The 20,596-nt window shown below is 47.1% G+C and carries 21 protein-coding genes; 7 read left to right on the plus strand and 14 right to left on the minus strand.

From position 1 onward, the window contains the following. The 3 genes from HHX48_RS11515 (at window position 1) to HHX48_RS11525 (ending at window position 2,129) form a co-directional block, all read left to right on the plus strand. Window positions 1-465, plus strand: coding sequence for a chemotaxis protein CheX (locus HHX48_RS11515; protein ID WP_191025250.1), 465 nt, complete (start codon window positions 1-3; stop codon window positions 463-465). Beyond that, window positions 455-892 carry a secondary thiamine-phosphate synthase enzyme YjbQ gene (locus HHX48_RS11520; RefSeq protein ID WP_223858314.1) on the plus strand — a complete coding sequence of 146 codons (438 nt, stop codon included), beginning with the start codon at window positions 455-457 and terminating at the stop codon, window positions 890-892. Before HHX48_RS11515 ends, HHX48_RS11520 begins: the two co-directional genes overlap by 11 nt. A gap of 100 nt (window positions 893-992) precedes the next feature. Next, the gene (locus HHX48_RS11525; protein ID WP_191025252.1) at window positions 993-2,129 is read left to right on the plus strand and encodes an OmpA family protein; all 1,137 of its coding nucleotides are present in this window, start codon (window positions 993-995) and stop codon (window positions 2,127-2,129) included. Window positions 2,130-2,187: 58 nt separating this feature from the next. Here HHX48_RS11525 and dnaB read toward each other — a convergent pair whose 3' ends face one another. Next, a complete protein-coding gene (gene dnaB / locus HHX48_RS11530; protein WP_191025253.1) occupies window positions 2,188-3,576 on the minus strand; it encodes a replicative DNA helicase in 1,389 nt (462 codons plus the stop codon). A 369-nt stretch (window positions 3,577-3,945) separates the two neighbouring features. On the opposite strand from dnaB, the gene HHX48_RS11535 reads away from it, so the two are divergent. From HHX48_RS11535 to HHX48_RS11545, 3 genes are all read left to right on the plus strand, one after another. Beyond that, window positions 3,946-5,637, plus strand: a complete 1,692-nt coding sequence (locus HHX48_RS11535) for a GGDEF domain-containing protein (RefSeq protein ID WP_191025255.1) — start codon at window positions 3,946-3,948, stop codon at window positions 5,635-5,637. A 72-nt stretch (window positions 5,638-5,709) separates the two neighbouring features. Beyond that, window positions 5,710-7,554: a GGDEF domain-containing protein gene (locus tag HHX48_RS11540; protein WP_191025257.1), complete on the plus strand. Its 1,845-nt coding sequence runs from the start codon at window positions 5,710-5,712 to the stop codon at window positions 7,552-7,554. Between the two features lie 68 nt (window positions 7,555-7,622). Beyond that, window positions 7,623-9,467: a tetratricopeptide repeat-containing diguanylate cyclase gene (locus HHX48_RS11545; RefSeq protein WP_191025259.1), complete on the plus strand. Its 1,845-nt coding sequence runs from the start codon at window positions 7,623-7,625 to the stop codon at window positions 9,465-9,467. Here the strand turns inward: HHX48_RS11545 and HHX48_RS11550 are convergent, their stop codons facing one another. From HHX48_RS11550 to HHX48_RS11565, 4 genes are all read right to left on the minus strand, one after another. Beyond that, window positions 9,468-9,962 (minus strand): hypothetical protein, encoded by a 495-nt coding sequence (locus HHX48_RS11550; protein WP_191025261.1) that lies wholly within the window; start codon window positions 9,960-9,962, stop codon window positions 9,468-9,470. It abuts the gene before it with no gap. 226 nt (window positions 9,963-10,188) lie between these two features. Beyond that, window positions 10,189-11,181 carry a DUF4097 family beta strand repeat-containing protein gene (locus HHX48_RS11555; protein WP_191025263.1) on the minus strand — a complete coding sequence of 331 codons (993 nt, stop codon included), beginning with the start codon at window positions 11,179-11,181 and terminating at the stop codon, window positions 10,189-10,191. 17 nt (window positions 11,182-11,198) lie between these two features. After that, the gene (locus HHX48_RS11560; RefSeq protein WP_191025265.1) at window positions 11,199-11,693 is read right to left on the minus strand and encodes a hypothetical protein; all 495 of its coding nucleotides are present in this window, start codon (window positions 11,691-11,693) and stop codon (window positions 11,199-11,201) included. Continuing rightward, window positions 11,680-12,261, minus strand: a complete 582-nt coding sequence (locus tag HHX48_RS11565; RefSeq protein WP_191025266.1) for an RNA polymerase sigma factor — start codon at window positions 12,259-12,261, stop codon at window positions 11,680-11,682. Before HHX48_RS11565 ends, HHX48_RS11560 begins: the two co-directional genes overlap by 14 nt. Window positions 12,262-12,406: 145 nt before the next feature. On the opposite strand from HHX48_RS11565, the gene HHX48_RS11570 reads away from it, so the two are divergent. Continuing rightward, window positions 12,407-13,030: an MOSC domain-containing protein gene (locus HHX48_RS11570; protein ID WP_191025268.1), complete on the plus strand. Its 624-nt coding sequence runs from the start codon at window positions 12,407-12,409 to the stop codon at window positions 13,028-13,030. A 57-nt stretch (window positions 13,031-13,087) separates the two neighbouring features. Here the strand turns inward: HHX48_RS11570 and rplI are convergent, their stop codons facing one another. The 9 genes from rplI to HHX48_RS11615 form a co-directional block, all read right to left on the minus strand. Then, entirely contained in the window at window positions 13,088-13,540 is a 453-nt protein-coding gene (gene rplI, locus HHX48_RS11575) for a 50S ribosomal protein L9 (protein WP_191025269.1), read from the minus strand. 25 nt (window positions 13,541-13,565) lie between these two features. Beyond that, a complete protein-coding gene (gene rpsR / locus HHX48_RS11580; protein WP_073316739.1) occupies window positions 13,566-13,793 on the minus strand; it encodes a 30S ribosomal protein S18 in 228 nt (75 codons plus the stop codon). 11 nt (window positions 13,794-13,804) lie between these two features. Beyond that, window positions 13,805-14,206 carry a 30S ribosomal protein S6 gene (gene rpsF / locus HHX48_RS11585; RefSeq protein ID WP_139754996.1) on the minus strand — a complete coding sequence of 134 codons (402 nt, stop codon included), beginning with the start codon at window positions 14,204-14,206 and terminating at the stop codon, window positions 13,805-13,807. A 120-nt stretch (window positions 14,207-14,326) separates the two neighbouring features. Beyond that, on the minus strand, window positions 14,327-15,220 hold the full coding sequence (locus HHX48_RS11590) for a DMT family transporter (RefSeq protein WP_223858315.1): 894 nt from the start codon (window positions 15,218-15,220) through the stop codon (window positions 14,327-14,329). A 136-nt stretch (window positions 15,221-15,356) separates the two neighbouring features. Further along, window positions 15,357-16,064 (minus strand): DUF1080 domain-containing protein, encoded by a 708-nt coding sequence (locus HHX48_RS11595; RefSeq protein ID WP_397541083.1) that lies wholly within the window; start codon window positions 16,062-16,064, stop codon window positions 15,357-15,359. A 95-nt stretch (window positions 16,065-16,159) separates the two neighbouring features. Beyond that, complete coding sequence (locus tag HHX48_RS11600; protein ID WP_191025271.1) at window positions 16,160-16,774, minus strand: gluconate 2-dehydrogenase subunit 3 family protein; 615 nt, start codon at window positions 16,772-16,774, stop codon at window positions 16,160-16,162. 2 nt (window positions 16,775-16,776) lie between these two features. Next, entirely contained in the window at window positions 16,777-18,462 is a 1,686-nt protein-coding gene (locus HHX48_RS11605; protein ID WP_191025273.1) for a GMC oxidoreductase, read from the minus strand. A 39-nt stretch (window positions 18,463-18,501) separates the two neighbouring features. Further along, the gene (locus HHX48_RS11610) at window positions 18,502-19,371 is read right to left on the minus strand and encodes a hydroxypyruvate isomerase family protein (protein ID WP_191025275.1); all 870 of its coding nucleotides are present in this window, start codon (window positions 19,369-19,371) and stop codon (window positions 18,502-18,504) included. Beyond that, window positions 19,364-20,584, minus strand: coding sequence for a nucleoside permease (locus tag HHX48_RS11615; protein WP_191025277.1), 1,221 nt, complete (start codon window positions 20,582-20,584; stop codon window positions 19,364-19,366). Before HHX48_RS11615 ends, HHX48_RS11610 begins: the two co-directional genes overlap by 8 nt. Window positions 20,585-20,596: the final 12 nt, after the last annotated feature.

A 20,596-nucleotide genomic window follows, 5' to 3' on the forward strand; every position in this document is an offset into this window, starting at 1 on the left:
ATGAATGCAGAGTTCGTAAATCCGTTTATCACCGGCTTGCTGAATGTGCTTGAAACAATGGCTCAAACCACATTAAAGCCAGGCAAACCCAAGCGAAAGCAGTCTGAGATAGCAAAAGGTGACGTTTCCGGTCTTATTGGAATGGTGGGTCCTCAGGTAAAAGGCTCGCTGTCCATTACATTTGATGAAGGGCTGGCTTTAACCATCATGGAGCGGATGGTTGGCGAGCGGCCTGAATCGATAGACGGAGAAGTAGGCGACATGGTAGGCGAAGTCACGAACATGATTTGTGGCAACGCAAAGCGCGACCTGTCTGAGCGTGGCTTTGAATTTGGTATGGCGACCCCCATCGTCGTCTCCGGAAAGCAACATTCTATCAGCCACCAGGTGGACGGGCCTAAACTCATCATGCCTTTTCATAGCGATGAAGGTATGGCACATCTGGAAATCTGTTTTGACAAATAGTTACTGGCACAGTGAAATCATTACACTTCAACCTCTTACACGTGGGTTTCATCTCGTCACTGATGAGATAAAAGACGCTATTCCTCAAATCAAGGACTTAGAAGCAGGCTTGCTGCATCTTTGGCTTCAGCATACCAGCGCGGGTCTGACCATTAATGAAAACGCCGATCCATCGGTAAGAACTGATCTGGAAGCCTGGTTTAATCATACTGTTAAAGAAGACACGCCTTATTTTACGCACACGTTTGAAGGCAGTGACGATATGCCTGCGCATATCAAATCGAGCTTGCTGGGATGTGAAGTAACTATCCCAATTGCTAATGGCAAGCTTCAGCTTGGTACCTGGCAGGGTATTATCCTTGCTGAGCATCGCAACAACGGGGGCAGTCGCCGTATTGTTGCAACTCTGCAAGGCAAGGTGCGGTAATATCCGGCTTTTCGGGCTACCCAGCCCACCCTGCTTCTACTGGCACATAACGTGCATAGCTGTTGGAATCAGTAAAACTCAACTTGTACAGGACGTGACTATGAAAAAAACATTTAGTTTAGCCGCTGTAGCGCTAGCAGTAATGTCAGCTCCCTCAATTGCCCAGGAATCAGCAAAGCCTTTTGACAGCTGGATTGGACTGCACGGGATGTATTACAACGCTGAATCAGAAAAACCAGCAGACGACTTTATGGATGATGGTTTTGGTTTTGGCGGTGAATACGGCTGGCGCTTCAACGATGATTGGGCTATCCGTGCTGAACTAACAGCACTGGATGTTGATTACATGCAAATCCTTGGAACTGATACCAGTGTTTCGGGCATTTCTTACGGTGTTGATGCAGTATACTTCGCACCTAACGATTGGTGGTATCTGTTTGGTGGTTATAAGCGCCAGGATTTTGATCAGGAACATGATTTAGTAGATATCGGTATTGGTAAGCACTGGGACATCACTGACAGTGTTAAACTGACTACTGAAATTGCTGCCTATTATGACTGGGATGACGAATACACTGACTACAGTGCAAAAGTGGGTGTTATGTTCCCTATCGGTGGTTCGCCAGCGAGCTCTGAACCGACTCCGGCACCAGCGACCCCGGTCAATAACGACACCGATAATGATGGCGTCATGAACAACATGGACGACTGCCCTAATACACCTGCTGGTGTTCAGGTTGATGAGCGCGGTTGTGAAATTGTTGGCGACAGCGACAATGATGGTGTAAACGATACTGATGACATGTGTCCTGATACACCAATGAGTGACAAAGTCGACGCAGACGGTTGTACCGTGTTTGAGGAAGAAGAAGTTACGCACACATTACGTGTACTGTTTGCTTCAGAAAGCGCGGAAATCACTGACCCGCGTTCAGAAGACATTCAGGACTTCGTTGATTTCTTCAAACGCTATGGCAAAACTGATGCACTGATCGAAGGTCATGCTTCTGCACCAGGTCCAGAAGATTACAACATGGATTTATCTGAACGTCGTGCCGAAGCATTTAAAGAAATGCTGGTAAATGAATACGGTATTGATGAATCTCGCTTAGAAACAGAAGCGTTTGGTGAAACGCAACTGCTTGATGATTCAAATACTGCCGAAGCACACCGCATGAACCGCCGCATTCACATCCGTGTGACCGCGACGGTTGAAAAAGCGGAAGAACGCGAGTAAATCCTACTCAACGCTATGAAAATAGGCGCCTTTTCGGCGCCTATTTTTTTATCTGTTACTAATAATCGTCGCCTATTGGCGGCCCGGCATAATTGTCAAATCGTGAGAACTGCCCCTGGAAGGTCAGCCGACATGTGCCAATCGGACCGTTACGCTGTTTACCAATTATAATTTCGGCGATGCCCTTTTCTTCACTGTTCTCGTGATAAACCTCATCCCGATAGATAAACATAATAAGGTCAGCGTCCTGCTCGATAGAGCCGGATTCCCTGAGATCCGAGTTAACCGGTCGTTTATCAGCACGTTGTTCCAGGCTCCGGTTAAGCTGGGAAAGTGCAACAACCGGCACTTCCAATTCTTTAGCCAAAGCTTTCAGTGAGCGGGAGATTTCTGCAATTTCTAATGTACGATTATCACTAAGTGACGGGACTCGCATCAACTGCAGGTAATCCACCATAATGAGCGATATCCCACCGCGCTCCCGAGCCAGCTTACGTGCTCTGCTTCGCACATCCATAGGGGTCAGCCCTGAAGAGTCGTCGACGAAAAGACTGTCTTTGTCTTTTAGCATGGCCATGGTGTTTGAGATGCGGGCCCAGTCTTCATCATCAAGTTGCGCGGTTCTAATCTTTGTCTGATCAACCCGACTCAACGATGCCAGCATACGCATCATGATTTGTTCCGATGGCATCTCAAGACTGAACACAAGCACCGGCTTATCTTCGGCCATCATTGCGTTTTCACACAGATTCATCGCAAAGGTCGTTTTACCCATCGAAGGACGGGCAGCAACAATCACAAGGTCCGATGGCTGCAGACCACTGGTCTTTTTATCCAAATCGGTAAAACCTGTGGTAACACCAGTTACTTCCTTATTGGTTTTTATCAGCGCTTCGAGACGATCTATGGTTTTACCAAGAACGGAATCAACCCCTTGCGGCCCTTCTGATTCGCCCGTGCGCTTTTCAGCAATTTCAAAAACCTTACTCTCAGCGTAATCCAGAATATCCGCACTGTCTCGCCCTTCCGGATTGTAGCCAATTTCAGCGATGTCGTGCGCGACACCGATGAGTTCACGTGTGACCGCCCGCTCGCTGATGATTTTTGCATAGCTGACGACGTTGGCTGAACTGGGAGTGTTCTTGGCCAGTTCGCCCAGATACGCAAACCCACCAGCGTCTTCGAGCTCGTCGTGCTGCTCAAGCTCCTCTGAGACGGTAATTAAATCAACCGGCTCATTACGGCCCAATAACCGGACGATGGCGCGAAATATAATCTGATGAGAACGGTTATAAAAGTCAGTCTCAGTGACCACTTCTGCCACCTTGTCCCAGCTATCCGGATCGATCAGCATACTACCCAGCACAGACTGCTCAGCCTCTATGCTGTGTGGCGGTACTTTTAGCTTTTCTACATTTTGATCTTTACCAGAAGATACGACTTTCACTGACTCTAAACCAATTGATACTCAGGGCAGAATATTATGCGCTATTTCGACAAGAAGATAAATTTAAGTCACCCGATCTGATACAGCAGGGCTACAAGGAGTTGAAATTAACCCAAATTTTAATGTAGGAAACCTTTAACCTGCATTACTAACCGCGTATATTCGCCGCTGCTTTTTTATCCGCCCCACTTAACGCACAAAATATCTCAAATTTTTATGTATCTTCGCTTAACTACAATTTTTCTTCTTCTTTGCTTCTCGAAAGCTGTTATTGCAGACACGCCTGAAGATTATCTAGCAGAAAGACGGCAGATTTTGGGGCAGGCACCTGAAAATCGTCAGGAACCACTAAAAGATCATCCATTCGATATGAAGACTGTTCTGGGAAAGTATTTTTATCTCTCCTCATTCCTTTACGTTGAAAATGACCCGGCGTTTTACGCATTAGCGGATTCTGAGCTTGAGACTCTGCGTAAAAGGTATCCTGAATACTATTACGAACGTGAAGTACTGATGATTTGGCTGTCGGACTTACCAGACGAAGAAAAATTTGAAGCGTTTAGAGATGTTCAGACCATTGCCCGACAGAATCGCTGGGTTCGTATTGAGGGCTGGGCAACATCAATGCTGGTTTTATCTTTGCAGTCTTCAGAACTGCACTTCAATGCAATAATTGAAATGAATAATTTCATACCTCGTGCACGTCATTCTGATAAGTCGGGTATGACATATGATTACACTTTGCACGGAATTTTTTATCAGATGTTCTCGTCGCTATATTCGCTGAATGACTTCGAAGGTGCATTGAAGTTTTGTCGCAAGTATAAAGCTTACTCACCCGATGATATTAGTGTTCAAATTGATGGCATTTCCTGCGAAATATCGGTTTTGTTGAGACTAAATCGGCTTGAAGAAGTGCAAGCCAAATTAAAAACAATGAGTAAATTGGTTGAAAGCGCAGACCTTATTGATTCAAGAATACGTCTTTTAATGCTTTCCGCTGCGTTTTATCGCGAAAAAGATCGTCCTGATTTGCTGTTTGTGTATGCTAAAGATGCGCTGGACCTCCATTTAAAGCACAACAGTTCACTGAGTCCAACTGTGTACGGTTTGTACTCGCTTCTTACTGCCAGCCAACTTGAGCTAAATAATGCTGAAAAAGCCGAGTTTTACTTAAACAAAATGCGCGCGGTTACTCCAACGTCTCAAACAACTGGCCCTGAAGCGGATATAAATGATTTAACAGCACAAGCCAGAATTCTCAATCTTAAGGGTGAGCACGAAAAAGCTATTCTCTATTACGAAAAGCTTTTAAAAGCGCTGTATTTTAAAGAAGACGCAAAGTTTCGTTTTCGGGAAATGAAAGGGGTTGGCAACTCTATCAATGCCAGAGAAGTGAAGCTGACAAAGCAACAGCTAAAAAAAAGCAAAGATTACTTAAAAATAGTGACTGTTATTGCGACTGTTACTACGCTATCAACCATAACGGCAACCATAGTGTTATGGCGACAATCACGCCGTAAACGCGATCTCGAACGCTTTTCCCGGCTCGACAGTCTGACCCGGGTTTACAATCGCTGGTTTGCGCTCGACGCGATAAAAAAACGCCTTAATGATATGAAAAGGCAGGACGATAAAGTATGCGTTGCGCTAATTGATTTAGACCATTTCAAACGCATTAATAAGTTGTTCGGTCACCAGGTCGGTGATGCCATACTCTCCCACTTTGCCCGACTGTCCAAATACCAGTTTCGCGATGAAGACGTCTTCGGCCGCTATGGTGGTGAGGCATTTGTACTGATGCTAAGTGGCGCAACGCAAAGCGATGCAGTGGCCAAATTACACAAACTTCGGGAAATACTGAGTCATCAGGACCTCACCAAACTGGGTGCCGATGGCACACTAAAATTCTCTGCAGGGGTTGTGGAAGTCAGTGAAAAAGCTGATATTACACAAGTTTTATCTCAATGCGATAAATTGCTTCACGCAGCTAAGCAACATGGCCGTAGTCAGGACATCTGTGCACCGTTCAGGACGTCAATGCAGGATGATATTTTGTAGTGGTTAAATACCACTGCGTAATTGCCCAGGCTTCTTTTCACTATAACGTAAAGGATGAGTTTCGCTCGATTTATGTATTTGCGCTTAATCACTTTCACGCTGCTGGTGTTAACCTGTCTCACCGTATTCGCCGATACACTAAACGATTATGAAGCGAAACGACGTGAAATTTTACAGCAGGCTCCAGAAAACCGGCTTGAAGCGTTAGACGATCATCCTTTTGATACCAGCACTCCGCTTGGCAAGTATTTCTATCTGTCATCGTTTCTTTATATTGAAAATGATCCGGCGTTTTACGCCCTAACCGAATCTGAACTTGAGACATTACGCGCCGATTACCCGCAGTATTTTTATGAACGCGAGGTGCTCATGGTCTGGTTGTCGGATTTGCCCGACGAGGAACGTTTTGAAAAATTCCGCTCGATTCAGACTATTGCCAGAAAAAACAACTGGCCTCGCATAGAGGGCTGGGCAACATCATTACTGGTTACCTCACTTCAAGCCGCTGAACTGCATTTCAATGCCATCTTAGAAATGAACAACTACACGCCCAAGGCTCCGCATACTGACAAAGATGGCATGTTTTACGATTACCCATTGATGGGCGTCTTTCTCGACATATCGATTTCTTTGTATTATTTGGATGACTATAAGGGTTCGCTCGAGTTTTGTGGTAAATATAAACAGTACTTGCCGGAAAACACATCTACACAGTTTTATGGTTTATCGTGCGAGATAAGTTCACTTATTGCCCTTGAGCGTTATGATGAGGTTCAGTCAAAGTTAAAAAAGATGAATCAGATAGCTGAACAATCCGGATTAACCGAATATAAAGTTCAACTTTCATTAAGTTCTGCTTTTTTTTATCGAGCCATAGAGCGCCCCGATCTCACGTATCATTATGCAAAAGATGCGCTCGACATTTTTCAGCGAGATGGGAAATCGTTAAATCCTACTGTGTACAACATCTATGTGTTGTTAACCGTCAGCCAGATTGACTTAGAAAATATTGAACGCGCTGAGTTCTATTTGAAAAAATTGCAAGAGCTCCCTCTCACGACACAAATTGAAGGCCCAGGCACGCAAGTCGATTCGCTTGTCGCCCAGGCCAATATCTATGAGCTCAAAGGTCAATATGAAAAAGCCCTCCCGTATTATAAGGAAGCGTTTGAAGCTTTATACCTGAATGAAGCTTCAACATTCAGTTTTACACAGCTTAAAAGTATAAATAGTTCTTTGAATAGCCGAGAGCTTGCCCTGACTAAAAAGCAGCTTCAGGAAGAAACGCGATATTCCACGATTGTCACTTTAGTTGCCGGTGTAAGTATTGTGATAGCTTTAGTCACCAGCGCATTAGTGTGGCGACTAACCAGACGCAAACGCGACCTCGAACGCTTTTCCCGACTCGACAGTCTGACCCGGGTTTACAATCGCTGGTTTGCGCTCGACGCTATTAGAAAGCATCTTAATGGTATGAAAAGGCTGGACGATAAAGTGTGCGTCGCACTTATTGATATAGACCACTTCAAGCGTATCAATAACCTGTTCGGTCACCAGGTCGGAGATGCCGTGCTTTCCCACTTTGCCAGACTATGCAAGTACCAGTTTCGCAGTGAGGACGTGTTCGGACGATACGGCGGTGAAGCATTTATACTGATGCTAAATGGCGCAGCACAAACTGATGCAGCAGAAAAACTACAGGGATTACGCGATGTATTAAGCCATCAGGATCTCACCAAACTGGGCGCCGATGGCGCACTGGAATTCTCTTCCGGGGTTGTGGAAGTGAGCGAAAAAGCTGATATTACACAGGTTTTAACACAGTGCGACAAACTGCTTTATGCCGCTAAGCGCAATGGTCGCAATCAGGATATCTGTACGCCGTTCAGGCCAGCAGAGCAGGACGATATTTTGTAACTACTATTTGTTACTACACTGCGAAAGGTATTTTCAACATTACTTATTGGATGAGTATTTCTATCTTTATGTTTTCACGCTTAATCATCATCACGCTACTACTTTTGACCTGCCACACCGTATTTGCCGGCACACTTGAAGAATATGCGGCGAAGCGGCGTGCAATTTTAAAACAGCCTCCGGAAAACCGGTTGAAAGCGTTAGTGGATCACCCTTTTGATACCACCACAGTACTTGGTAAATACTTCTATCTTTCCTCATTTCTCTATATTGAGAATGACCCGGCATTTTATGCATTAACAGATTCTGAGCTTAAGGTCTTGCGTGAGGATTACCCTGAGTATTTTTACGAACGTAAAGCGCTGATGATCTGGCTATCGGATTTGTCTTATGAAGAGCAGTTTAAAAAATACCGGGACATTCAGGCAATCGCCAGAGAAAATAACTGGCCTCGCGTTGAAGGCTGGACCACATCACTTTTGGTGTACTCATTACTAACAGCCGAATTACACTTCAACGCTATCCTGGAAATTAATAACTATATACCTCTGTCTTCAGGTAATTTGAGTCGGGGAATGGCTTATGATTATTCGTTATCCGATATATTTCACAATATGTATAGCGCACTTTTCAGTCTGGGAGACTTTGAGGGTGCCCTCGAGTTTTGTCGCAAATATAAGAACAACGCACCACAGGATCCCGATGTTCAGGTAGATGGACTTTCATGCGAAATACTTACCCTGATTAACCTGGAAAAATTCGATGACGCCTGGGCAAGTCTGAAAAAAATGAGTGAACTAGCTGAAGATACCGGGCGCAGTGATTTAAACGTTCAGCTACTTACTTATTCAGCGGTTTACTTTCGAGAGCAAGAGCGCCCTGAACTGGCCTATTTATACGCGAAAGATGCGTTAGACCTTCATTTAAATTCAAAACATGTCCAGCGCTCTACAGAGTACTCCTTATACAAACTTCTCACTGCTAGCCAGATTGAACTTAAAAACGCTGATAAAGCCGAATTTTATCTCAACAAAATGCAAAGCCTTCCAAAAAATTTCCAGACCGAAGGTCCTCGCCAGGATGTGAATTCGTTATATGCACAAGCAAAAGTAGAGAGTCTCAAAGGTCAGCACGAGAAAGCCAACTCCTATTATGAAGAAGCCATCAAGATTTTATTTTTCAAAGAAAAAGCAAACTTCAGCTTTAAGCAGTTGAAGCGTATTGATACTGCTATCAACGACAGAGATGTCACGCTAATAAAACAAAAGCTTAATCAAAAAGAGTTAGACTTCACAATCGCAGCCTCTGTAGCAACTTTTAGTTCATTTGCCGCACTTTTAACGGGGTTAATACTTTGGCGACAATCACGCCTTAAACGGGAAGTAGAGCATTTTTCCCGAATTGATAGTCTTACCAGCGTATATAACCGCTGGTTTGCTATTGATACCATTAAATTGCGCATTAATACTATGAAAAGGCTGGACGATAAAGTATGCGTCGCGCTTATTGATTTAGACCATTTCAAACGTATCAACGACGCGAGTGGTCATAAAATGGGTGATACAGTTCTGTCTCATTTCGCGCGATTGTGCAAGTATCAGTGCAGTGAAGCAGATGTGTTCGGCCGCTATGGTGGTGAAACGTTTGTACTGATGTTAAGTGGCGCAACCCAGAACGACGCAAAAGAAAAACTGCGCTCGCTACGGGAGATTATAAGCCAACAGGACCTGACTAAACTGGGCGCAGAGGGTACCTTGGCGTTTTCAGCAGGCATTGTGGAAGTCAGCGATAAAGCGGATATTTCGCAGGTTTTGTCCCAGTGCGACAAACTGCTTTATGCCGCTAAACAGAATGGTCGCAATCAGGATATCTGTGCACCGTTCAGGCCAGCAGAGCAGGATGACATCGTTTAATTATAAGCCATCAGCCTGCGTTTTAGCCGGTGTTTTTTCCATTTTATAGAACGCACCATTCCAGACAGTGTAGGCCTTGCCGGATGCGGCAAGTAATACGGTTTGACCCGGTAGACGTTCTGCTTCATCACATGTTACTGACACGGTACGAACAGCATTATCGTGAATATCCAATTCACGTAATCCTATATTGTAATCCTGTTTAAACTCAGCGGCAGACAATTTAGCTTCGTCATACTCTGCAGACTTACAGAACGTCCGACCCAGTGTGAGATTTTCAGGGCCATAGTGAAATGATTGCCCTAGCCACATTTGTGAATCTTTATCAGATGCTTCGTTATTAGTCGGCGCTATGGCTTCAGTAATAATCCATGTACCTTCTATTTCGCCAGGTTCACGAACCGCACAACTTACTGCTCCAACAAGAAAAATTGTTATTAAAGCGACTATTTTAAATTGGGTGCTTAATAGAGACCGGTGTATCGCGTCCCACATTTCACTTCTCCTTCTTCCACCCTGCTTTTACGTCAGGCTGGTTGTAGTGCAGAAATACCTGCATGTTTAAACATACAGTAGCAATGTTCGCGCCAGCCGAAGTGCTTACCAGAGGCAACGACACAAAAGGACGACAGAGCTAACAACGTCTGTATTTATTCAGGTATCAATGCTGAAGAACCCAGCAGTTGCCAAACAATAAAAAAGCGGCGCAAGGGCCGCTTCGTTATCGCTTATTCAGTTCAATTACCCCATGGACGGTGGATACTTCCACCCTAGCACTCCCCTTACCGGTAGAAAACTCAAGCCATTCATTAGGTCCGTACTTCGCTTTTTGAGACTTATCGCTGGTGAGGCTGTTTCTGATATCGCCCCCCGCATGCGCCTGAATATCGAACCGGGCAGATACAACTGGCTGAAAAATCAGCGTAACTTTCCCGCCCACCGATGACACATCAACGTCACCGTTATCTGCCAGGGTTATGTCTCCTCTAACTTTTCCATTTACGGTAACTATATCCAGCTCATTTATCATGGCAGTTGTGAAGTCCATCCGGCCGTTAACCGATTCAATTCGCAGCTGCGGACTATCAGAGCGAATATCTATATTCCCGTTTACCGTGGTGATACGGGCCTCTTCGCCCTCACTGTGATCACCTTTAATATCGCCATTGACAGTTTCAGCCACAAGCTCTCCTTTGACAGCATTCAGTTTCACGTTTCCGTTTACCGTCTCCAGCTTGATGCGGCCGGCAAGATTATTTGCCTCAATGTCACCATTAACTAAGTCAACTTTTGTATCATTCGTAATATCAAATAGCTGCACACTGGCTGAAACCGCTGAATAATCAATTTTACTGGCTGCAGGGACATAGATAGTCAGGTCGTCGCCGTCTTTAATACGATAATTGCCCCAATCGCCCTGATGCCGGCCAATATCGACATCAAATGAAACGCCGGAGGCGGTTTTTTCAAACTCAAAATCTTCCGTTTTATCTGATAGATCACCGGTTATTTTAACTGCATTTTTATCCCAGGTTTTGATGACCGCCTTACCATTAACGTGCTCGATTTCAACATTCGGCTGTGAAGAGGTTTCAATAGTCTGGTCAATACGCTGCTTTGCCATTACCGGGCTTGCTGACGCCAAAAGTACTGAGACTAAGACGGTTTTTGACAATGCGCTGCATCCTGAATTGATTACTTTATGATTTTGCATACTTTGCTCCTGTATCGCTAAATCTGCTGCCATTTTGGAGCGTGCACACGCTCAATCAGCAAAAACTGTTGTTGATAAACACTTTGCAACATCCTCAGTAGCGCCGTGTTATTGGGATCTTCCTGCAACGCGGCTTTGATCGCTTCTGCTGCGTCTTCCAGTTCGGTAAGTTGTTCCTGCCAGTTACCTGTTACCGCCGGTGTATCTTCGAGACTCACCAGCAGCGCTGATTTCTCTTTTTCATGCTGCTGACTTAGTGCTTTAACCAGCGATTGCCCCGTGAGTGGATCAGTTTCTGGCGCGCTGGAAAATGGCTGCATCATAAACCCGATAATGACCGCGACCATCAACACCGCAGCACTCGCCAGCCAAACAGGTTGTCGCTTCGTCTGTGGCGCATCTGAGCGGGCCTGAATGGCCAAATCAATTCCTTGCCACAAGTCTTTATCAGGCTGCCTTTCACGTGGCAGTGCATTGAGCTGCTGCTCGAGATGCTTTTCAAATGTCTCCATCGTCGTACCCCATCCACGTTTTTAATAACTGCTTTGCGCGGTGAAACTGCGCCTTACTCGATCCTGTTGCCATATTCAGCATTCTGCCAATCTCTTCGTGACGGTGCCCTTCTATTGCATGAAGGACGAACACCACCCGGGCGCGTTCAGGAAGCCGTAAAATCAGCGCTTCGAGATCAACTTCAGACGTGCAGGATTCGGCTGTGCTTTGCTCTGCTATGCTATCTTCGATATTCATCATTCTGGCAAACCAGCCCTTTTGCTTGCGCATATAACTCAGCGTAATGTTGGCGGTCACACTATGCAGCCAGGTGGTAAACCGGCTCTGGCCGGAAAAATTACTCAGCTTCTGCCATAGCTGAATAAATACCTCTTGTGTCGCATCTTCGGCGAGCCCCCGGTCAGCGGTTAGCCGATAACACAAGGCATACACTCTGCCTGCGTAGCTTTTATACAGCTGTTGATAGGCCTGCCTGTCACCATCACGGGCGGCCGCTATCAGCTTCATTTCTGTTTCAGGTGTTGGCGCTATCTGTGTCACATCGATGTCCGCCTTGCACGTTTCCATGTTTCGTCACTGTCGCCTGTTAACGGTTTTATGTCATTTGATAGGTTAGTTGCAGACGCACCATCAAAGGTTTAAATCGTCTTTGATTTTTTTTATGCGAGTACTGACGCATAATATACCACCAGGCAACAAAAGGACGGTAACTATGCATATTTACGCGCTTTATGCCGCAAAGCCTCAACCATTCGGCCCGCGGAGTGCGCCCAGTGCGATTGTGAAATCACAGGTATCGCAACTGACCGTACATGATACTGGTACCCTTGAGGATGAGCAGGGCAATAAAAAGCTTCACGGCGGGCCTGAGAAGGTATTGCATCAGTACAGTGTTGAGGGCTATAAAATGCTCGCTGATGCTTACCCAGATGGTGATTTTTCTTATGGGACTATCGGCGAAAACTTTCTGGTTGAAGGTATGCACGATGACAATGTGTATGTGGGCGATATCTATCGGATGGGAAGTATCACTGTGCAGGTCTCTGCCCCACGCGCGCCGTGCAATAAAATTTCACACCGCTTTGGTATAAAAAATCTCGACCGCTTTGTGGGTCAACAGGGTATCACCGGTTGGTATTTTCGGGTACTGGAGTCAGGCCCTTTACTTCAGCACGATGCCGTGAAACTTATTGAGCGTCCGGATAACAGCGTTTGTATCGGCGCACTGATGCGCTGTATGTACGATGATAGTCTGAAAGAGGAGGCTGCACGCTACGCACAAATGGATGTGCTGGATGATGAATGGCGGCAAAAATGTCTACGGCGAGCGCGATAACACAAACAAAAAAGCCGCAGTCAATACTGCGGCTTTTCATATCAATGCTGTCAGCGCTTATGCTTCAGCGATGATCACAACTTTAACTGTTGTTGCTACATCAGAATGCAGCTGAACATCGATGTCGTATTCGCCAGTTTCACGCAGTGTGCCGGTAGGCAGACGAACTTCTGATTTGGCAACTTCAACACCCGCAGCAGTGATTGCTTCAGCGATGTCTTTTGTACCAACAGAACCGAAAAGTTTACCTTCGTCACCAGCAGGTGCGGCAACAGTAACTTCTTCCAGTGCGTCCAGTTTTTCAGCGCGTGCTTGTGCAGCAGCCAGATCTTCAGCGATTTTCGCTTCCAGCTCAGCACGACGTGCTTCAAACTTCTCTACGTTGTCTTTAGTTGCAGGAACTGCTTTACCCTGAGGGAAAAGGAAGTTACGAGCAAAACCAGACTTAACATTAACTTTGTCGCCCAGACCACCAAGGTTGGCGATTTTATCCAGTAGGATGATATCCATCTTAGCTACCCCTTATTTCGCCAGTTTACTTGTGTGAATCAGTGTACGGAAGCAGTGCAAGAAAACGTGCACGCTTGATTGCAGAAGACAGCTGACGCTGATACTTCGCACTGGTACCTGTGATACGGCTAGGGACGATCTTACCGCTTTCTGTGATGTAGTTCTTCAGCGTAGCGATATCTTTATAATCGATTTCAGTTACACCTTCTGCAGAAAAACGGCAGAACTTACGACGTCTGAAAAAACGAGCCATGATTATACTCCTTACGCGTTATCTTCGGTGGTTTCGGTTTTCTTTTCTGTACGCTCTGTACGAGGCGCAGAATCTTCGCGACGCTCACGACGAGGCTCTTCTTTCATCATTGGAGAAGGCTCAGTCACAGCGTTTTTAGTGCGCATAACCAGATTACGCAGGATAACATCGTTGAAGCGGAACGCATTTTCCAGCTCATCAACAGCTTCAGCAGTCGCTTCTGCGTTGATCAGAACATAGTGTGCTTTGTGCAACTTCTCGATTGGGTAAGCCAGTTGACGGCGACCCCAGTCTTCCATACGGTGAATCTGACCACCGTCTTGCTTAAGGATTGTGGTATAACGCTCGATCATACCAGGTACTTGTTCACTCTGATCAGGGTGAACCATAAAAACGATTTCGTAATGACGCATTATTGCTCCTTACGGTTGTAGCCTCGTCAGTACAGCCGTCTGTTAGAGGCAAGGAACTAGGTTAGTTTGGCTGTAAGGGCGCGCAGTATACAGAGATCGAACACACTGCACAAGCAGTAATCAGCCGTGAGCACCGATATGCCCGGCGGCCACCAATACAGTAACCCCTGCTAATGCAGCAAACGACCAGAAAATTGTGGCTTTATTGGCGCGTTCGCCCAGCACCCAGGCCACAGCCAGCGACATAACAGCAGATGTGGCAATCAGGGTTTGTACTACTCCGGCTTTGGCATTTGCAAAGGCAACCATTTGTAAATAAAGCGCCGCAGCGGTGCCAAGAATAGTTGCAACGGCAAACGTGCGCCACATCTGTAACGGCTTGTCGCTTTTCGGTAGCCACCGCTTGCGCAAAATAAGCATTAACACCACGATAATCGCCAGTCCGCCAACAAGGCGTACCAGGCTGGCATTAAAAGCATCAATGGTATACCGCGTCAGAATGTCACGACTGATTACAGCACCAATGGCCTGACACACTGCCGCCGCTGCGGCGAACAGGTAGCCCGACGGAGCAAACAAATGTAGCTCGGTACGCTTTTTTACCTTCACAACCATATCTACGCTGACCAGTACCAGCGCAATGCCAATCCACTGTTGCCAGGTCAGCCATTCGGCAATCCAGACCATGGCCAGAAGTGCGGTAAAGATTGGTGCCAGCGTCTCGGTGATCAGCACCGACTGGGTATCGCCGATACGGTTGAGCGCCTGAAAAAAGCAGGTGTCGCCAATACCTATGCCAACTACACCACTTAATAATAACCAGCCATAAGCACTTAGCGGCAATGTCACAGGCGGCAGGAAGAATTGTGTCACCAGAACCAGCAGGACAATAGCCACAAGGCCTTTCCACAGGTTCAAAGATAAAGGCGAGAACGATGTTCCAAGCACCCGGAACATTCTTGCAGCAATAGCCCAGCACAAGGCAACGCTGAGCGCGGCAATTTCACCCACCATAATTTATCCACTCCTGACAAAAAGCCGGTAGCCTACCAGATTGGCGTAAACGCCAGAAGCAAACTTTTAACCCCTGATAAAAAGCCGGCGCGGGAAGCATGCCCAGCGCCGGCTTTCATCGTCTCGAGCTATTCTGTTATTGCTTCAAAGGCGTAAGCTTTCTGATCCAGATATTTCGAAAGCTCACTTCATTTGAATGATCCTGAAGCTGAATGGGCGCACACCCATGTGCTTCGTAAGACGGCGCGCCAATCCACTCTGTTTTGCCCTGAATTTCCACATGGTTTTGTACTACCACACCATTATGAAGCACTGTGATATAACCGGGTGATTTTAGCGTCTCATCGTCAAAGCGAGGCGCTGTGAAAATAATGTCGTACTCTTGCCATTGTTCAGGTGGACGGGTCGCATTCACTAACGGAATCGTTTGTTTATAGATGCTGGCCGCCTGCCCGTTAGCATAAGTTTTACTTTCATAAGAATCCAGAACCTGAATTTCGTAACGCTGCTGTAAGAATACGCCGCTGTTGTTACGCTGCTGCCCTTCCATGTCAGCTTCAGGCTCAGGCGCTTTCCATTCAACATGCAGCTGCACATCACAGAACGATTCTTTCGTTTTTATATCACCAGTACCCGGTTTTACGGTCATCGCACCATCTTTGACGGTCCACTGCGCAGCGCCCCCTTTCACCGACTCCCAGGCCGATAAGTCTTTACCGTCAAATAAGACAATTGCATCAGAGGGTGGCTGGCCTGGCTGGGCCGTCACTTTGGGTGGAACGGGTTCCCAGACTTCGGTTTTTTCTGCCTTTTGCCAGTCTTCAAGCACTTCATCTGAAGCCATAAGTTCACCTGCAATCAATACACTGGCCGCGGCAACCGTGAGTGTAGTCAGCGTTTTTAATGCGTTTTTCATAGTCATATTCCTTACTGTGTTTCTCAGGTAGCCCAGGCCTTCTGGCCCTTCTTGTATTCAATATTGCCATCATATTTCCCTGGCACAGGCACATACCGTAAAACCTTTGTACCCCCTTCTTTTGAGGTGAAAAATCCAAATAAGGTGAGCTGCTTAAATAAAGAAAAATAGTGTGGCACGGGCGCTTTTGAGGCTTCACTGCGCTGGTTGGGCAACTGACTGGCAACATGCCACAAGCCGATTTTTTGATTATACTCGCGCGCCTCGTCGTCCAGTCGCGTGATCAGGCTATGACGCTGTGGTTTATCCAGTAACAGAAACACTTTGCCAAATTCACTGGTTGCCTCTGCATCCAGCTTTTTCATCCCGTCACGGAATGTTTTTTTGAGTGCCGATGGGTAACAATCAGCCACCAGCACCGCCATTATTTGTCCGACGTTGGCATCTTTGGCTCCCGGCGTCTCAGTGCGTGGAATAATCACCTCACCCACTTCGTTCAAAAATGCTACATCATCTTTGTTGAACCCGGTGTCAGACAGCGGCACATCCGGGCGTAACTCGTACGCCAGCGGATTTGTGCCAACAAAGGCCGCACCGGTAGCGGCCGTAATCAGCTTTAAAAGATCTCGACGATTCATAGCTACAGATTTCCTTTTTTTAGTTCCTCTACAGCAAAGTCAGCTGCGCGGGCAGTCAGCGCCATATAGGTTAAAGAAGGGTTCACACAGGACGCAGAAGTCATGCAAGCGCCGTCGGTGACAAATACATTGGGGGCATCCCACACCTGATTATGTTTATTCAGTACCGAGGTCTTGGGATCGCGTCCCATACGCGCAGTACCCATCTCATGAATACCCATTCCAGGTTGATAATCGGCCTCAAAACCGCGCACATTTTTCATGCCCGCCGCTTCAAACATGTCAATGGCATCCTGCTGCATATCTTTACGCATGCGTAACTCGTTTTCTTTAAGCTCCACATCCATCTCCAGCACCGGCAGGCCCCAGGCATCTTTTTTCTGTCTGTTCATATAAATACGGTTACTGTGATCAGGCAGCATTTCACCAAAAGCATTCATACCGATGGTCCAGGCGCCCGGCTCGCTTACCGCATCTTTGAGCTGCGCGCCAACCCCCATTTCGGCGATGTTCTCGCGCCAGCTTTGACGACTGGCACTGCCCTGGTAACCAAAACCTCGCACATAATCGCGCTTGTCGCCGCCCCAGTTCCTGAATCGTGGTACATAAAAACCAGATGGCCGGCGTCCGAAATAGTATTTATCCTCGTAGCCTTCAGCAGTTGCTGATGCGCCGACTCTGAAATGGTGATCCATGACATTGTGGCCCAGTTCACCACTACTACTACCTAAGCCGCCTTCCCAGACATCGGTGGCAGAATTCATCAGCAGCCACGCACTGTTAAGTGCCGAAGCGTTAACAAAGACTACGTTAGCGGTATATTCATAGGTCTGCTTGTTTTCAGCATCAATCACCTCGACACCCCGTGCGCGTTTTTTGTCTTTGTCATACAAGATCTGGCTGACGATAGAAAACGGACGTAGCGTCAGATTGCCGGTTTTCATCGCCGCTGGCAGCGTAGATGACTGTGTACTGAAATATCCGCCGAATGGACAGCCCAGCCAGCACTTACTGCGCGCTTGGCATCCTGCCCGACCCTGCTCGGGCTGCGCTTGTGTCGCATTAGCTGCCCGACCGCAAATCAGGTGTCGACTGCCTTTAAACGCTTTTTTAATTCTGGCAGCAACATCTTTTTCCACCACATTCAGCTCAAATGCGGGCATGTACTGCCCATCAGGCAATACATCCAGGCCATCGCGATTACCACTGATGCCGGCATACTTTTCAACATAGTCATACCATGGCGCGACATCTTCATAGCGGATAGGCCAGTCAACCGCGATCCCTTCTTTTTTGTTGGCCAGGAAGTCTTCTTTATTCAGGCGGTAGCTCTGACGTCCCCACAATAGTGAGCGCCCGCCAACGTGGTATCCCCTGAACCAGGTAAAGGGCTTATTCTCAACATAAGGCGCTTCTTTTTGCGTGGCCCACATGCCGTAGGTAGACTCGTTAAGCGGATAGTCGCGGGATAATACAGGATGCTCATCCTTCATTTTTTGCGTGGCAAGGTCGCGGTGAGGATAATCCCAGGCTTCCTTGTGAGCATTCTTGTAATCCTTGATATGCTCTATATTGCGCCCCCGCTCAAGCATTAGCACCTTCAGGCCTTTTTCAGTGAGCTCTTTCGCCGCCCAACCCCCGCTTATTCCTGATCCGACAACGATCGCATCATAATGATTATCAGCCATAACACCCCTTCTTAAACGCGCCGCGTTGTTTAAAAACTATTACACATCACAAATTTTCACCGCCTGTTTCAAAGCGGCCAGTCGGCCTGCTTGAGTACTGGCGGTTGGAATGAACTCCTGCGCGACGTAGCCTTCAAAATTTAAGGAATGAATAGCGTTTACGATGGCGCGATAGTTCAGCTCTTGTGAATCATCGATTTCGTGTCTTCCTGGTACCCCGGCCGTGTGGAAATGGCCGAAATACTGAATATTGTCCCGGATGGTCTGAATGATATTTCCTTCATTCACCTGCATGTGGTAGATGTCGTACAGCAGCTTAAAGTTCTGTGACTGAAGCTTGCGACACAACGCCACTCCCCATGTACTGTTGTCAGCCATGTAATCCGGGTGATCGATGGCGTTAAATAGCTCCATGTGAAGAACGACCCCACGCTTTTGCGCATGGCCCAGAATTTTACGTAAGCCTGTTGCTGCGTTATCCAGACCATCTTGCGGGTCCATCCCCCGCTTATTGCCACTAAAGCACACCAGATTGCGATAACCGGCTTCAGCCACTAAATCAATGTGACGGGTATATCGCTCAATTAATGCCGAATGAAAGTCCGGTTCACACCAACCATCAGTCAGGTTCAGCTCAGCGCCGTTGCACATCGCGCTGTCAATGCCGTGTTTTTTAAGCACCGGCCAGTCGTCTGGCCCGACTAAATCAATGGCCGAAAAGCCAATTTCTTTTACCGCACGGCACAGACTTTCTATATCCATGTCGCCAAAGGTCCAGCGAGCGACGGAGTGGCGCACCCGGTTTTTCAACGGCTGTTGTAATGCCATTGCAGGGCCGGCCCATACGCCGGCGGTAATGCCTGCGCTGGTCAGCGCCAGACCTTTGAGTAATTGACGTCGGTCAGTCATCTACCGATACCTTTTCTGATTTAAACAATACGGTAAACAGTACCAGTACCACCAGGGCAAATGCCGCCGGGAACAACCAAACGTTCTCCCAGATATGGCCATCGGCTACTGCATAGGCATCGGTAATCTGTCCTGCCACCCAGAAACCGATAAGCATACCCACACCATAGGTTGCCAGCGTTATCAGTCCCTGCGCAGCGCTTTTGTTCTGCGGGGCGGCTTTGGCATCGGTATAAATCTGACCAGAAACGAAAAAGAAGTCATAGCACAGACCATGTAACGCTATACCTACTAACAGCAACCAAATACCTTCGTCCGCGTTGCCGTAGGCAAACAATACATAGCGAATCACCCAGGCCAGCATGCCCAGAATCAGGGTTTTCTTGATACCGAATTTATTCAGAAAGACGGGCAGAGCCAGCATAAATAGCACTTCAGATACCTGGCCCAGCGTCATTTTGCCGGTTGCATTCTCAACGCCGATCTCGGTTAAAAAGGGGTTGGCATTTTGATAGTAGAACGCCAGTGGTATGCATATCAGTACCGAGGCAATGAAGAAAACAGCAAAGTTACGGCTTTTAAGCAAACTCAGCGCATCGGTGCCCAGCGCTTGCCCGATACCGGTGGCCTGCCCCTTTCCTTTAGGCGGTGTGGCCGGCAGGGTAAAGCTAAATAAACCAAGCAGTAGTGACGCGATAGCACAAAGGGCGAAGGTGTTTCTGAGCATGCCACCTTCAATGGCTTGGCGTGCATCCCAGGAGAACACATAACTGATAACCAGGCCGGCCACAATCCAGCCGATGGTGCCCCACACCCTTATTTTGCCAAACTCTTTAGACGGGTCACGCATCTGCCCGAAGGAGACTGAATTCACCAATGCCAGTGTGGGCATATACGCAATCATGTAACCCAATACAAAGGGATAAAAGCTACTGAAATCCTGGGCGGTAAACATCATGTACATCAGGGCAGCGCCTAACAGATGCAAAACACCCAGTATCCGTTCAGCATTAAAGTATTTATCTGCAATCAAGCCGATGATGAGCGGTGCGATGATGGCGCCCCAGCTTTGTGTGGAAAATGCCATGGCGATTTGTCCGCCACTGGCTTCCAGTGTGCTCGCCAGATAAGTTCCCAGCGTAACAAACCAGCCTCCCCAGATAAAAAACTGCAGAAACATCATGATGCTTAAGCGTACTTTTATGTTGTTCATTATTATCCTCGC

The organism is Salinimonas profundi (assembly GCF_014750655.1).
GTDB classification, from domain to species: domain Bacteria; phylum Pseudomonadota; class Gammaproteobacteria; order Enterobacterales; family Alteromonadaceae; genus Alteromonas; species Alteromonas profundi_A.

Coding starts and splice junctions, on each gene's coding strand:
- HHX48_RS11515 (WP_191025250.1), top strand. CDS start 1: ATGAATGCAGAGTTCGTAAATCCGTTTATCACCGGCTTGCTGAATGTG.
- HHX48_RS11525 (WP_191025252.1), top strand. CDS start 993: ATGAAAAAAACATTTAGTTTAGCCGCTGTAGCGCTAGCAGTAATGTCA.
- HHX48_RS11535 (WP_191025255.1), top strand. CDS start 3,946: ATGAAGACTGTTCTGGGAAAGTATTTTTATCTCTCCTCATTCCTTTAC.
- HHX48_RS11540 (WP_191025257.1), top strand. CDS start 5,710: ATGTATTTGCGCTTAATCACTTTCACGCTGCTGGTGTTAACCTGTCTC.
- HHX48_RS11545 (WP_191025259.1), top strand. CDS start 7,623: ATGTTTTCACGCTTAATCATCATCACGCTACTACTTTTGACCTGCCAC.
- HHX48_RS11550 (WP_191025261.1), bottom strand. CDS start 9,962: ATGTGGGACGCGATACACCGGTCTCTATTAAGCACCCAATTTAAAATA.
- HHX48_RS11555 (WP_191025263.1), bottom strand. CDS start 11,181: ATGCAAAATCATAAAGTAATCAATTCAGGATGCAGCGCATTGTCAAAA.
- HHX48_RS11560 (WP_191025265.1), bottom strand. CDS start 11,693: ATGGAGACATTTGAAAAGCATCTCGAGCAGCAGCTCAATGCACTGCCA.
- HHX48_RS11565 (WP_191025266.1), bottom strand. CDS start 12,261: ATGGAAACGTGCAAGGCGGACATCGATGTGACACAGATAGCGCCAACA.
- HHX48_RS11570 (WP_191025268.1), top strand. CDS start 12,407: ATGCATATTTACGCGCTTTATGCCGCAAAGCCTCAACCATTCGGCCCG.
- rplI (WP_191025269.1), bottom strand. CDS start 13,540: ATGGATATCATCCTACTGGATAAAATCGCCAACCTTGGTGGTCTGGGC.
- rpsR (WP_073316739.1), bottom strand. CDS start 13,793: ATGGCTCGTTTTTTCAGACGTCGTAAGTTCTGCCGTTTTTCTGCAGAA.
- rpsF (WP_139754996.1), bottom strand. CDS start 14,206: ATGCGTCATTACGAAATCGTTTTTATGGTTCACCCTGATCAGAGTGAA.
- HHX48_RS11590 (WP_223858315.1), bottom strand. CDS start 15,220: ATGGTGGGTGAAATTGCCGCGCTCAGCGTTGCCTTGTGCTGGGCTATT.
- HHX48_RS11595 (WP_397541083.1), bottom strand. CDS start 16,064: ATGGCTTCAGATGAAGTGCTTGAAGACTGGCAAAAGGCAGAAAAAACC.
- HHX48_RS11600 (WP_191025271.1), bottom strand. CDS start 16,774: ATGAATCGTCGAGATCTTTTAAAGCTGATTACGGCCGCTACCGGTGCG.
- HHX48_RS11605 (WP_191025273.1), bottom strand. CDS start 18,462: ATGGCTGATAATCATTATGATGCGATCGTTGTCGGATCAGGAATAAGC.
- HHX48_RS11610 (WP_191025275.1), bottom strand. CDS start 19,371: ATGACTGACCGACGTCAATTACTCAAAGGTCTGGCGCTGACCAGCGCA.
- HHX48_RS11615 (WP_191025277.1), bottom strand. CDS start 20,584: ATGAACAACATAAAAGTACGCTTAAGCATCATGATGTTTCTGCAGTTT.